Here is a 13,170-nt window from a genome sequence, read left to right as displayed (position 1 = left end):
TTAACCCCTTCTTTCTTCGTGCTTCGCTTGTTGCCAGAACTCTTCTAGTTCATCGAGCGTGTAGTCGCCAAAGTCCCCACGTCCTTCACGGACAGAAGTTTCGACAAAGCGGAAGCGTCGCTCAAATTTTTGGTTCGCTTGCTGCATCGCAAGCTCTGGTGAAAGTTTCAAGAAACGTGATAGGTTCACAAGTGTAAACAATACGTCTCCTAGTTCATCGACTTGTTGCTCTAGCGTCCCATGTTCAATCGCATGCTTCCACTCTTGTAACTCTTCGTCAAACTTGCTCCAAGCTCCTGCTACATCTGGCCAATCAAACCCAACCGTCGCCGCTTTCTTTTGGAAATTGAACGATGTCAGTAGTGACGATTCTTCGCGGCGCTGCCCTTGTAACAGATGCTCGACCTTTGGCTTTTCCGTTTCCTTAATGGCTTGCCAGTTCGAGAGGACCTCCCCAGAAGAGTTCACTGTCACTTCTCCAAAGACATGCGGGTGACGACGCACCATCTTCTCAGAAATCGATTGAAGGATATCTTCCATGCTGAAGTATCCCTCGTCTTCTCCAATCTGTGCGTGCAAGAATACCTGCAACAACACATCGCCAAGTTCTTCGACAATCGCTTCGTCGTCTTGCTCATTGATGGCTTGAATCAATTCATAGACTTCTTCAATAGCGTAGCGCTTTAATGACTCATGCGTTTGTTCGCGGTCCCATGGACACCCTTCTGGACTGCGCAGGATGGCTACGATTTCGCGGAAGGTCTGCCACTCTTTGTAGCGCTGTTCACGCTCGTTCGCAGGCGGTACGTAAACCGTCGTCAAATTCGATAGTTCCATTCCTCGGTCAAGTTCAAATAAGGGCACAGTACGAATAACTTCCTTAGAAGAACCCGCTGCCGTCACGATTGTGACTGGGAAATCGTCTGGATACTTTTCCATCAGGGTCAGTTTCACTTCAGACGCACTAAACGCATCATACACTTGGCCGATGAACAAATGTTGATTCATCTGAATGTCGTCGCGTCGCATTGCGGTCCCATCCAGTAGCTGAAAGCCTTCAATCGGATCGACACGTACTGCAGTAAACAAAGGGTCGAGGAAGCTTTGTCCGCCTTTAATTTGAAGAGACACTTTCCCTTCGCGTTCTGCTTCAATCAAGTGCTGGACGGTCTGTTCCGCAACGAGTGGATGGCCAGGTACCGCGTAAATCACATCTTCTTTAGCAGCGAGTGCAATCAAGGTGTCCGCGATTTCACGGTAGACTGCTGAAAAGTCTTCGTGCTTTTCATAGACCGCATCAAAACTTGTGAATGTGATTCCTTCTTCCACAAGCTCTTGTACGACCGGGTGATCTTCCGTACGAATATAGAAAGATTTTGCTTGTTTTATAAATTTATAAAGACCTAACGGCAGCTGATCGAGTTCCGCTGCTCCTAGTCCAATTACTGTAAGTGCCGGCATATATGTGTCATCCTTTCTTTCGGTTCAGAAGCAGTTGAACGCCTGCTAAGCGCTTCCCAAACGGAAGGAGGTACCATTCTTTCGGTCGCAACAGTTGGCGCTTCATGATCACTATCAAAAACATGACTACTCCAACTGGAACGCTAAACGCTGTAATCATGAGAGACTGTAGGCGACTTGATAAAAAATCTAAGAGAAAGGCGTCGAGCACTACTTCGATGCTGACCACACTTACACTCATTGCACCTACTGCAAGTGCAAGTCCTGCATAGAAAGCCGCCCCGGCAAGTCGCTCCTTCCACTGACGCTTTACTTCGTAAACAATTCCCGCAAGCGCTACAACCATCGCTAAGTTTCCTGCGATTGCTGCTCCGAGAATTCCATAACTGTCAATCAGCCAGACATTGCTAATTGCTTTCACAATCAGGCCAATCACAAGCCAAAGTGTCGGACGCCAAATCCGGCCCACGCCTTGCAGGATAGCCATAAATAGAAGAATCAACGATAACCAGAGGACTTGGCCACTTCCAACCATAAGCACGACAGATAAATCGCGTGTCTGGAATAACGTTTCGTTCACATAAGGCATCGTGGCAATCAATCCTGCAGCTGCTGCACTCCCAAAGACAAGTGCGACGCGATACGACAATTGAATGAATGGCATCGCGCCTCGTCCATCTTGTTGTTTTGAGCGACTTGCAATGAGCGGAACCAAAGCGAAGGCAAGTGACGTTGTCACAAGAATTCCCATTTGAATGAGCGGTTGGACACGGTCATAGATTCCTTTTGTTTCTTTGGCTTGCTGCAAGTCCACTCCCGCCGCTGTCAGACCATTGACGACCGTCATGGAATCGACGAGTTGCATCATCAGGAAGAACAGGCTACTAATACTTGCGCTGACACTGATCCATGTGAGGTCTCGTAAAATCGTTTTAGTGGACAAGGATGAGCTCGTCTTCCGGAGGATGGCACGGTCTTTTTTCGTCAGCCACCAGCCAAGAAGAAGGATGCCCGCTGCTTCTCCTATACTTGCTCCTAAAAGAGCGACGGCTCCTGTTGCATAAAGATCATTGGTCCAGTTTAACACGAGATAGGCGCCGACGAGAATGAAGCCCACTCGGACAGCTTGCTCAATCACTTGGGCAAAAGCGAGTGGCGTGAGTCGTTCCGTTGTTTGGTAAATACTTTTCAGAACGGCTAAAAACGGCATTGCCAACAGGACGACTGCACCAATCTGTAGAAGAGGTGCAAGTTTGGCATCTCCCATCGCCTCAGCAAGTGCGTCCGCTCCAAGTAAAAAGGCGATGAAAAACAGGATGGAGAGGATGCTGATATATGTAAAGCCAACTTGTTTAATTTTTTGAACGCCTTCCATGTCACCTTTTGCCATCTGATCAGACATCAGTTTGGCAAGCGCGACAGCAAACCCGACAGACGTCCAGGTCGTAATCATACCGATGAACGGATAGATTTGTTGATAGATGTAAAAGCCTTCGTCCCCGACCATGTTTTGGAACGGGACACGGTAAAGAGCGCTCAGAATTTTGATGATTAGCGCAGAAATGGTGAGCATGGCTGCACCTTTCATATAACTGGACATTTTCCACTGTGTTGACATAGGTACACCTGCTTACTTCGTTTCTCTTTCCGTAGTATACCAAAAAACCGCACCTCAAGAGGCACGGTCTCAGGATCACCCATTCATTTGTTTGGCTAAAAAACTAGCAGCTGTCTCGAGCGTTTCGTATAATGCCTCTGCATACTCTGTAGCGAACGTACCAAGTTCGTATTCCAGTTGCTTTCATACCTTGCCACCCTTCCTACTCTTTCTTGTGTAGTATGGTGAAAAGTGGCAAAAAGTATGCATGTATACATTAAGAAGTTTGTCGAATTGCTTGCGGGGATACTTCCATCATTTTTTCTAGAACATCAAACGGATGGTGTTTTCCGCCTTTTAAATCGATTTTAATCAAGAATTGTCCTTGATCAACACCAAAATTGACTTGTTTCCCATACGTCATCGATTTCTCATAGAAGATCGCAGCATCAAACTGTTGAGACGTCGTTTCAGTAAAGCGCACGACCAACTTGCCACCTTGCTCTTTGATGCTCTCCACGCCACTTTGACGGCCCCATACTTTCATACGGGCAATCCGCAACAAGTTCTCGGCTTCAAGCGGTACATCGCCAAATCGGTCTTGCAGCTCGTCGTAAATATCATGGTACTCTTCTTCTTTATCAAATGCCTTGATGCGCTTGTACATTTGAATCTTTTGATAACCGTCTGCAATGTACGTATCCGGAAGATAAGCATCAAATGGAACGGAGATTTCAATCTCCACCACTTCTTCTTGTTCTTTCCCCGTACGTTTCCGCTCAACAGCTGCTTCAAGAAGCTGTGTATAAAGATCATATCCGACAGAATCGATAAATCCATGTTGCTGAGAGCCTAAAAGATTTCCGGCACCGCGAATCGACAAGTCACGCATTGCAATCTTAAACCCAGACCCAAGCTCTGTGAACTCTTTGATGGCTTGTAGACGTTTTTCTGCGACATCTGTCAGCACTTTATCACGCTGATGCATGAAGTAAGCGTACGCCACTCGGTTGGAACGACCCACGCGTCCACGCAATTGATAGAGTTGAGAAAGACCCATGCGGTCCGCATCGTGCACAAATAACGTATTAACGTTCGGAATATCAATACCCGTCTCGATAATCGTTGTCGTGACAAGTACGTCATATTCCCCTTGTAAGAAACTGATAAGAATCGACTCGAGCTCTGTCTCTGTCATCTGACCGTGCGCATAGGCGACTCGAGCAGATGGAACGAGACTCTGGATTTCTTCGACCTTACGCGTGATATCTTCCACACGGTTGTAGAGGAAGAACACCTGCCCACCACGCGCCATTTCTCGCTCAATGGCTTCACGTACTAGAGCCCCATTGTATTCAACTACATATGTCTGAATCGGGAAACGGTTTTTCGGCGGCGTCTCGATTACCGACAAGTCGCGCACTCCAATCATCGACATATGAAGCGTACGCGGAATTGGCGTCGCTGTAAGTGTGATGACGTCTACGGATGTCTTCAACTGTTTGATTTTCTCTTTGTGTTTCACGCCAAAACGCTGCTCTTCATCAACAATAAGAAGGCCTAGATCATGGAACTCCACGTCTTTTGACAGTACGCGGTGCGTTCCGACGACCACATCGACCAATCCTTTTTTCAAGCCGCTCGTCGTTTCCCCTTGTTGTTTCTTTGTGCGGAAACGGCTCAATAAGCCGACTTCAATCGGGAAATCTTGGAATCTTTCCACCAATGTATCAAAATGTTGTTGCGCGAGTATCGTCGTCGGACACAAGAACGCGACTTGCTTACCATCCATTACTGCTTTAAACGCAGCACGAATCGCAACTTCTGTTTTCCCGTAGCCAACATCTCCACACACGAGTCGGTCCATCGGGCGTGCTTTTTCCATATCGCGCTTGATTTCTTCAATTGTGCGCAGTTGGTCCTCTGTTTCTTCATACGGGAAGGCTGCTTCAAATGCTTGTTGTAGATCGCCATCCACTTCATATGCATGACCAACTTCGGCTTCGCGCTTGGCATAAAGCTTGATTAACTCGTCTGCAATATCTTCTACTGCTTTGGAGACCTTCGTTTTTGTCTTCTTCCAGTCCGCTCCACCTAGTTTGTGCACTTTCGGCTCTTTTTCACCAGAACCGACATATTTTTGAATCAAGTCAATCTGATCGACCGGCACAAATAACTTATCATCGCCTTTATAGCGAATGTGCAAATAATCTTTGTGAATACCGTTCATCTCGAGCGTTTCAATTCCGATATACTTTCCAATCCCGTGATGAATATGCACGATCCAATCGCCCGGTTTGATATCCGAATAACTCTTGATCCGCTCGGCGTTTGAGAGTTTTTGGCGGTTCGCACGTTTTTTAGGACGCGCTTTAAAAAGTTCGGCATCTGTAATGACTGTCAGGCGCTGCAAGGGCAACTCAAAACCTGTATTGAGATCCCCATCTAGCAAATACACACCAGGTTCCGTGATGACAGCCTCTGGGTGCAGAATCTTTGAAGACATGTCATAGTCTTCAAATACCTCTTGAATTTTTTTCAGACGCTCGTTTCCTTCTGCTAGAATCACAACCCGGAAGTTTCCTTGTTTCCAGCGCTCCATTTCTCCAGCGAGTAAGTGCATCTGGCCATGGAATTCTTGCATCGGTTTACACGAGAAACTGAGTGTCGATTTGATTGGAATACCGCCAAATGTACGAGCAAACAGCGAATAATAGATCTGCTTTTGCTGCATGCCTTGCATGATGGCTTTCAAAGAAGAAGCTGGTTTCGCTTTATGGACGATCAACCCTTCTTCTAATAGCGACATGAACCAGTCCATCTCTTCCCGCTCTAACGTCTCTGCTGTCTCTTGAATGCGTCCGAGCTCATCAAAGATTACCAGAGTGTTTGGACTTACGTAATCTAGTAAATCTGACGTGTAGCCATCTAAAAGTGGTAAATACTTCGCGACCCCGTCCGGAACGAGTCCATCTTTCAATAATCCGATGTCACGAGAAATCGTGTCCATGAACTGTTGTTGTGTTTGCGGGTTTTTCACTTTCTTTAAAGATTCACCTAGCGCCACTTCAAGGCGCTCTTTCAGTAATAGGCGCTTTTCAGTCGACCACAAATAATCCGTTGCAGGCAAGATGCGAATTTCTGTTAAGCGTCCCATTGACCGCTGATCATCTGCTGAAAACTGGCGAAGGGAATCAATCTCCGTATCAAATAGTTCGATGCGCACAGGGTGTTCCGATTGCAGTGGATAAATATCAACGATCCCCCCGCGCGTGGCAAACTCTCCAGGTGCAGACACCATGCCTTGCCTAGTATAGCCAAGGTCTACAAGCGTGTGAAGGAGCGTTTCCGGCTCGATGTCTTCACCTTCTCGTAGTGTTAGCGTGAGTTGTGCCCATTCCGATACCGGGGTAAGTTTTTTGCGGAAAGCTGCCACAGGCACAATGAAGATTCCTTTACGATCGGTCGACATATAATCTAGTGTTTCAATGCGCTCTGCCCGAAGTTCAGGACTCGCAATCGCCATATCGGCAGCGATTAACTCATCTGCCGGGTACAAAAAGACATTGTCTTCGCCCATGATGCGGGCATAGTCGTCTTTCACTTTTTGGGCATGCAAAAGGTTCGGTGTCACAATCAACACCGACTGATTGGTTTCATCATAAATTTGTTTTCCAAGAAGTGTTCGAGCGCTGCCGGTGAGTCCGGTGATCAATTGATGGTCGGTCCCTTTTTGCAAAGTGTCGATCCAGTCTCGCACTTTTTTCTCTTCTTGCAGTAGCTGTAGTAATGCGTGCATAGCAAATCCTCCAGTGAAAACAGAAAAAGGCTTTGGAGCTGATCCCAAAGCAGTTACTGTATCCATTTGTTTAGTGAAAAGTACAGTGGATTGCGCTCCATCGCATCTCGGCAGTCCAAACAAACGCGATCTACGAACCACCGACCAGGTCTTTCTTCGGTCATGAGCGGGTGCCACTGCACTTCTTTTGTTGATACGCGTTCCACAATTTCGGTGAACGACTCGTAAGGAATCGCACTCGTCTCTTGTCGGCAATATTTACATCGGCTTCGTATCATGCGCACACACCGCCTTTTATAGACAGTGTATCCAGTTTCGGTTCGATTTATGCACCGTTATAGTCGTTCATTACTTCTAAAAACGGTTTGTCCATCCAAGTTTTACATGCCTCAGCACTGTTATCGATTGCACGTGCCATGTCCGGCTGCTCTTCCTCCCGGAAATTCGCAAGCACGTAATCTGCAACCTTCGTCCCAGCTGGCGGACGACTGATACCAATCCGGATTCGGTTGAAGTTTTGCGTTCCCAGGTGCTGAATTAACGACTTGATCCCGTTGTGTCCTCCAGCACTTCCTCGCTGACGCAAACGAAGCTTTCCAGTCCCGAGATCCAAGTCATCGTAAATCACAACGATATCGTCCACTGGAATATCAAAGTATTTCATCAAAGGAGCAACCGCTTCCCCTGATAAATTCATATACGTATAGGGTTTAACGAGCAACACTTTCCCTTTTGGGGTATGGGCAATCGCGTACAAAGCATGGAATTTCGTTTGATTGAGTTCCACACCATACTGTTTCGCCAACTCGTCAATCACCAGAAAACCAATATTGTGGCGTGTCTTTTCATATTTTTTCCCTGGATTCCCCAGGCCTATGATCATTTTCATTTATCAATACCTCTTGTTCTAAAATGCGTACTGCTCTTAAGTGTACTAGAAAAGAAGAGGAACTGCCATTCCTGACAATTCCTCTTTTCATTACTCTTATTCAGCTTTTTCTTCTTCAGGTGCTTCTTCCGTAGCTTCTACATCAGTAGCATCTGTTTCTTCGTCAGTAGAATCAAGCTCTTCTAACTCATCGTCAGAGCGCGGTGCTGCTACTGAGAATAATGCATAATCATCTTCTTCAAGTACTTCAAAATCGATTTTGTCGCGTACTTCACCAAGTGTTAGAGTATCGCCGATCGCCAGTTCACTTACGTCCACTTCAATGTGGCCTGGAATATCCGATGGTTTTACACGAACTGTTACTTGGTAGTTAGCTTGCGTCAATGAACCACCTTCGTTTACGCCAGCAGCGTCGCCTACAGGTGTTACATTTACCGATACTTCAAGCTCTTCAGACATGTTAATTGCCAAGAAATCAGCGTGTACAAGATGCCCTTTGATTGGATCTTGTTGATAATCCGTTAATACGGCATTGACGGATTTCCCATCAACGTCTAGCTTCATAACTCCGTTACGTCCAACTTCACGTAACGTTTTGATTAGCTCGATTTCTTCTACAGCAATCGCTGTACTTTCAGTTTTATATCCATAGACTACGGCCGGTACAAAGCCCTTTGCACGTAGTGATGTATTTTCTTTCTTTGACTCGCGTTTCTGAGTTGTTACCTTTGTCATAGTCATTCACTCTCCTAGTTATACTAGTTAAATGTTTACCCCGTGACTTCAGGAACTAAACCTATCAATCAAATAAAGTGCTGACAGACTTCTCTTCATAGACACGTACGATTGCATCTGCAAGAAGCTTGGCAATAGATAGTTCCACGATTTTTGACGATTTTTGTGAGTCATCTAACTTAATGGAATCTGTAACGACTAATTCCTTGATGACTGAGTTTTCAATACGCTCCATTGCTGGCCCAGAAAGCACTGGGTGTGAACAACAAGCATAAATTTCTTTTGCGCCATTTTCTTTTAATGCAGACGCTGCAATAGAAATTGTTCCAGCTGTGTCGATAATATCATCGATTAAAATAGCTGTTTTCCCTTCTACATTCCCTACGATATTCATAACTTCTGCCACATTTGGACGTGGACGACGTTTATCGATAATAGCAATCGTTGCTTTTAAGCGGTCTGCCATTTTACGAGCACGCGTTACGCCACCATGGTCTGGTGAAACAATAACGATTTCAGAAGGATCAAAGTTTTTCTCAAGGAAGTAATCCGATAACAATGGCACTGCCACTAAGTGGTCGATTGGAATATCGAAGAAACCTTGAATCTGTGGTGCGTGTAAATCTAAAGTGATTGCACGCGTTGCGCCAGCAGATGTTAAAAGGTTTGCAACGAGTTTCGCTGTAATCGGCTCACGTGAACGCGCTTTGCGGTCTTGACGTGCATAGCCATAATACGGAATTACTACGTTGATTGTACGCGCAGAAGCACGTTTTAATGCATCTAACATAATAAGCAGTTCCATTAAGTTTTCATTCACTGGAGATGACGTAGATTGAATAACGAACACGTCACTACCGCGAATACTCTCTTCAATATTGATTTGCACTTCTCCATCACTGAAGCGTGTAACCGTTAATTTTCCAAGGGGAACTCCAACTTCTTTCGCAATGCTTTCAGCGAGTTCCGGATTCGAATTTAGTGTGAAAATCTTTAACTTTGAACCTGCGTATTGATAGGGCATGATAATCCTCCTGGGTTTGGGTAGATTGGGTTTACTTAATACGTTTAGCGTAACCTTCTTTATTTTCCTGCTTTACGCGTCCAATGGCTAGTGAATCTTCTGTTACATTTTTCGTCACGGTTGTTCCAGCTGCGACATAAGCGCCTTTTCCGACTGTGACAGGTGCGACAAGATTCGAGTTACAGCCGATAAAGGCATTGTCCTCGATTGTTGTTGTAAATTTATTTTTTCCATCATAGTTCACTGAAATCGTACCACAGCCGATGTTCACGTTCTTTCCGATTTCCGCATCACCCATGTACGTAAGGTGAGAAAGTTTGGAACCTTCTTGAATCGTCGACTTTTTCACTTCCACGAAATTCCCGATTTTCACGTGATCGCCAAGATCAGAACCTGGACGAATGTGCGCGAATGGACCAACTGCCACGTGGTCTGCAATTTTGCTGTCCATCACAACAGACGAATGAACTGTCGTCTCGTTGCCAATATGCGCATTTTTCAAGTGCGTATTCGGACCAATCGTGCTCTTTTCTCCGATGACTGTGTTGCCTTCTAGCATTGTGCCCGGAAGAAGAACAGTGTCTGAACCGATAACGACGTCTGCACCAATGTAAGTAGATGCTGGATCGATAATCGTCACACCTTCACGCATATGGTGAAGGGCTAAGCGATTGCGCATGTAGCTCTCTGCTTGAGAAAGTGCCACTCGGTCATTGACTCCTAAAAGTTCATCTGCATCAGCAGCTGCGAACGCAGCGATTGCTTCACCTTGTTCTTTCAAGATGCTGATTACGTCTGTTAAGTAATATTCGCCTTGTGAATTGTTGTTATCCACTTTTTTTAGCGCTTCAAACAGTGCTTGATTGTCAAAACAGTACGTGCCCGAGTTAATTTCCTGCACTTTTTGTTGATCTGGTGTAGCATCTTTTTGCTCTACGATGCCTGTTACTAGGTCATCTTGTCCGCGCAAGATACGGCCGTAACCAGTTGGGTCTTCCACAATAGCTGTTAGAATAGTGGCTTTTGCTCCCGCTTCTTTGTGCGTCTCCATCAACTGTTGAATCGTTTCCGGAGTGATTAGCGGTGTATCGCCACAGATGACGATTGTTGTGCCTTCACGTCCATCTAACACTTGCTCTGCTTGTTGCACCGCGTGCGCTGTGCCAAGTTGCTCTTCTTGCACGACGTATGTCGAACGGTCGCCAAGCGTCTCTTTCACCATTTCAGCTCCGTGGCCGACAACTGACACGATTTCAGAAGCGCCAAGCTTCTCCATGTTGCCGACAACGTGGTCGACCATTGGTTTGCCACAGACTGGGTGAAGAACTTTATATAAAGATGATTTCATTCGTGTGCCTTTACCAGCCGCTAAAACGACTGCAAATAAGTTTGTCATTGGTCATCCTCCATGTCATTTCCTCTTTTGACTATAGCCGATAAAATTGCATTTTTCAACAATTTCTCTATTGACAAAATTGCGAGAAAACATTATGTTTATACGTTTCGATTTTTGTCACTCACGCCCTTGCTAGAAAGATCTTGGGAAATTGGGGGTGGGCTTGCGGATTGATTTCCATAATATGAGCATTGTCGGAATGGCGACCGCTAACGTAAGAATGGAGTGAGTTAATGTCTGAATGGAAGCCGTTAACGTCATAATTAGCTGAGCTAATGTAATAATCAGCGTAGTAGTGCACTAAAGTCAGCGGCATTTCCACATTTGAAACTAAAGTTGAGTGGAATGGAGGGTTGACTCCAGTGGGATCAAAGTCTGCCGTGAGATCCCGCAGGAGCCTGCGACGAGGAAGCTCACGCAGCGCCCACGGAAAGCAGCCCCGCAGTGGAACTCAACGCTTTAAACAAGTTTCGACTTCGAATGAAATCGAGTTGCGCCTCCTAGAAATCCCGCAAGAAGCCATCGCACAATTTCTGATCAGTCGGCTCCACATCTAAACAGAAAAAAACAAAGCTATTAAGAATAGCTTTGCTCGGCTGCCATTGGTGCAGTTTCGTCCTGTGGCTGTGTATCTGATTGATGGTACGCGGCAAGAACAGCATCTTGCACCTTCGTACGTGTTGTGGCATTGATTGGGTGCGCAATATCCCGAAACTCGCCGTCTGGTGTGCGCTTGCTTGGCATCGCGACAAATAATCCGCCATTGCCATCAATTACACGTAAATCATGAACGACGAATTCATGGTCTAACGTAATCGACGCAATCGCTCTCATTCTGCCCTCTGTCTCTACTTTTCGTAACCGAACATCCGTTACTTCCACGGTTGTCACCACTCCTCATTCTAAGATGTACTTGTCCTGCTCTTATAAAATTTCTACAAAAGTGTAACAATTCCTTCTAGTTTATTAAAAAAATTTCAAATAGTCTAATAAATTTAAGAATTCGAGGAAGAACGCAAAAAATCCGCTTGCCTCCTAAGAGACAAACGGATCATTTAATTACTCAGCCACTACTGCAATGACTTCAATTTCAACTTTCACATCTTTGGGTAGACGCGCAACTTCAACAGCAGAGCGTGCTGGCTTATGACCACCAAAATGCTTTTCGTACGCTTCATTAAATTCTACAAAGTCGTTCATATCTTTTAAAAACACCAGTGTCTTCACAACGTGTTGAAGAGATGATCCGGCTTCTTCGAGAACCGCTTCTAAGTTTTTAAACACTTGTGCTGTCTGTTCGACGATGGAACCGTCGACAAGCTCGCCGTCCGCTGTCAATGGAATTTGACCCGAACTATAAAACATACCGTTTACGACCATCCCTTGTACGTAGGGACCGATGGCTGCTGGTGCTTTTGTTGTAGAGACTGTTTTCATTCGTGTTGTCCACCCTTCTGAAAATAGTTGCCTTCTTCAAGTACGATGGAGCCGTTTCGCTCATCGACTTGCTTTAATTTTAATAAAGAGACGTAATCTTGCACAAGTACTTCCGCTGTATGCTCAGCTTCAATCAGTACCGCGATCCCTGCAAGTTCGCCATCAAATTCAGCAAGTAAGCTCTTCATTCCATTCATCGTTCCGCCCACTTTCATAAAGTCATCGGTGAGAAGGACACGTTTGCCTTTTTCCATACTGCGTTTCGATAACACCATTGTTTGAATACGACGCGCTGAACCTGAGACATAGTTGATACTCACTGTTGGTCCTTCGGTTACCTTGCTGTCTCGGCGCACTACGATAACAGGCACATTTAGATGGCGTGCGATAGCATGAGCGATCGGGATTCCTTTCGTTGCAACCGTCATGATAGCATCAATTTTTTGCTTGGCATACACCGATGCAAAGACTTTTCCAATGCGATTCATCAACTCTGGATCGCCTAAAAGGTCTGTCATATATAAATATCCACCTGGCAACAGTCGATCAGACTGTGACATTCTTGTTTTCAATTCGTCTGTAATCGCACGAATTTCCGTTTCATCTAACTTAGGAATGTATTTCACACCGCCTGCTGCGCCTGGTACGGTTAACAGATGCCCTTTGCCTCGTGCCTCTAACGTTTCACTGACAATCGTTAAATCTTCACTGATAGAAGACTTGGCAGAATCATAAAGAGATGCGAAATACGTTAAGGGAATAAGACGGTGGGGATGTTCCAGCAAGTGCTGTGTCATATCGACCAGCCGTTCACTACGTTTCCACTTCACGT

At 45.6% G+C, this 13,170-nt stretch carries 11 protein-coding genes; all 11 read right to left on the bottom strand.

What is annotated here, in order from left to right; all coding sequences use genetic code 11:
- The 11 genes from yabN to purR all read right to left on the bottom strand — a co-directional run bounded on the left by yabN (window position 1) and on the right by purR (window position 13,168).
- On the bottom strand, window positions 1-1,461 hold the full coding sequence (gene yabN, locus AB5N96_RS11975; protein ID WP_499705628.1) for a bifunctional methyltransferase/pyrophosphohydrolase YabN: 1,461 nt from the start codon (window positions 1,459-1,461) through the stop codon (window positions 1-3).
- A gap of 7 nt (window positions 1,462-1,468) precedes the next feature.
- Window positions 1,469-3,079, bottom strand: coding sequence for a putative polysaccharide biosynthesis protein (locus tag AB5N96_RS11970; RefSeq protein WP_499705627.1), 1,611 nt, complete (start codon window positions 3,077-3,079; stop codon window positions 1,469-1,471).
- Between the two features lie 256 nt (window positions 3,080-3,335).
- On the bottom strand, window positions 3,336-6,857 hold the full coding sequence (mfd, locus tag AB5N96_RS11965) for a transcription-repair coupling factor (RefSeq protein ID WP_499705626.1): 3,522 nt from the start codon (window positions 6,855-6,857) through the stop codon (window positions 3,336-3,338).
- A gap of 53 nt (window positions 6,858-6,910) precedes the next feature.
- On the bottom strand, window positions 6,911-7,135 hold the full coding sequence (locus tag AB5N96_RS11960) for an anti-sigma-F factor Fin (protein ID WP_204591053.1): 225 nt from the start codon (window positions 7,133-7,135) through the stop codon (window positions 6,911-6,913).
- Between the two features lie 47 nt (window positions 7,136-7,182).
- Entirely contained in the window at window positions 7,183-7,746 is a 564-nt protein-coding gene (gene pth, locus AB5N96_RS11955) for an aminoacyl-tRNA hydrolase (protein ID WP_499705625.1), read from the bottom strand.
- 96 nt (window positions 7,747-7,842) lie between these two features.
- Window positions 7,843-8,481: a 50S ribosomal protein L25/general stress protein Ctc gene (locus AB5N96_RS11950; RefSeq protein ID WP_239584955.1), complete on the bottom strand. Its 639-nt coding sequence runs from the start codon at window positions 8,479-8,481 to the stop codon at window positions 7,843-7,845.
- 64 nt (window positions 8,482-8,545) lie between these two features.
- A complete protein-coding gene (locus AB5N96_RS11945; RefSeq protein WP_204591060.1) occupies window positions 8,546-9,505 on the bottom strand; it encodes a ribose-phosphate diphosphokinase in 960 nt (319 codons plus the stop codon).
- A 31-nt stretch (window positions 9,506-9,536) separates the two neighbouring features.
- A complete protein-coding gene (glmU, locus tag AB5N96_RS11940; RefSeq protein WP_499705624.1) occupies window positions 9,537-10,901 on the bottom strand; it encodes a bifunctional UDP-N-acetylglucosamine diphosphorylase/glucosamine-1-phosphate N-acetyltransferase GlmU in 1,365 nt (454 codons plus the stop codon).
- Window positions 10,902-11,477: 576 nt separating this feature from the next.
- A complete protein-coding gene (spoVG, locus tag AB5N96_RS11935) occupies window positions 11,478-11,783 on the bottom strand; it encodes a septation regulator SpoVG (RefSeq protein WP_204591127.1) in 306 nt (101 codons plus the stop codon).
- Between the two features lie 177 nt (window positions 11,784-11,960).
- Window positions 11,961-12,338, bottom strand: coding sequence for a RidA family protein (locus AB5N96_RS11930; protein WP_392455141.1), 378 nt, complete (start codon window positions 12,336-12,338; stop codon window positions 11,961-11,963).
- Window positions 12,335-13,168, bottom strand: coding sequence for a pur operon repressor (purR, locus tag AB5N96_RS11925; protein ID WP_499705623.1), 834 nt, complete (start codon window positions 13,166-13,168; stop codon window positions 12,335-12,337). Before purR ends, AB5N96_RS11930 begins: the two co-directional genes overlap by 4 nt.
- Between the last annotated feature and the right edge of the window lie 2 nt (window positions 13,169-13,170).

Source organism: Chryseomicrobium imtechense, assembly GCF_041475995.1.
Taxonomy (GTDB): Bacteria; Bacillota; Bacilli; order Bacillales_A; family Planococcaceae; genus Chryseomicrobium; species Chryseomicrobium aureum.
Note: the sequence above shows the minus strand (reverse complement) of the source record. Positions and strands in the feature narration are given on the sequence as shown.

Coding starts and splice junctions, on each gene's coding strand:
- AB5N96_RS11960 (WP_204591053.1), bottom strand. CDS start 7,135: ATGATACGAAGCCGATGTAAATATTGCCGACAAGAGACGAGTGCGATT.
- AB5N96_RS11950 (WP_239584955.1), bottom strand. CDS start 8,481: ATGACAAAGGTAACAACTCAGAAACGCGAGTCAAAGAAAGAAAATACA.
- mfd (WP_499705626.1), bottom strand. CDS start 6,857: ATGCACGCATTACTACAGCTACTGCAAGAAGAGAAAAAAGTGCGAGAC.
- AB5N96_RS11945 (WP_204591060.1), bottom strand. CDS start 9,505: ATGCCCTATCAATACGCAGGTTCAAAGTTAAAGATTTTCACACTAAAT.
- glmU (WP_499705624.1), bottom strand. CDS start 10,901: ATGACAAACTTATTTGCAGTCGTTTTAGCGGCTGGTAAAGGCACACGA.
- pth (WP_499705625.1), bottom strand. CDS start 7,746: ATGAAAATGATCATAGGCCTGGGGAATCCAGGGAAAAAATATGAAAAG.
- AB5N96_RS11930 (WP_392455141.1), bottom strand. CDS start 12,338: ATGAAAACAGTCTCTACAACAAAAGCACCAGCAGCCATCGGTCCCTAC.
- yabN (WP_499705628.1), bottom strand. CDS start 1,461: ATGCCGGCACTTACAGTAATTGGACTAGGAGCAGCGGAACTCGATCAG.
- AB5N96_RS11970 (WP_499705627.1), bottom strand. CDS start 3,079: ATGTCAACACAGTGGAAAATGTCCAGTTATATGAAAGGTGCAGCCATG.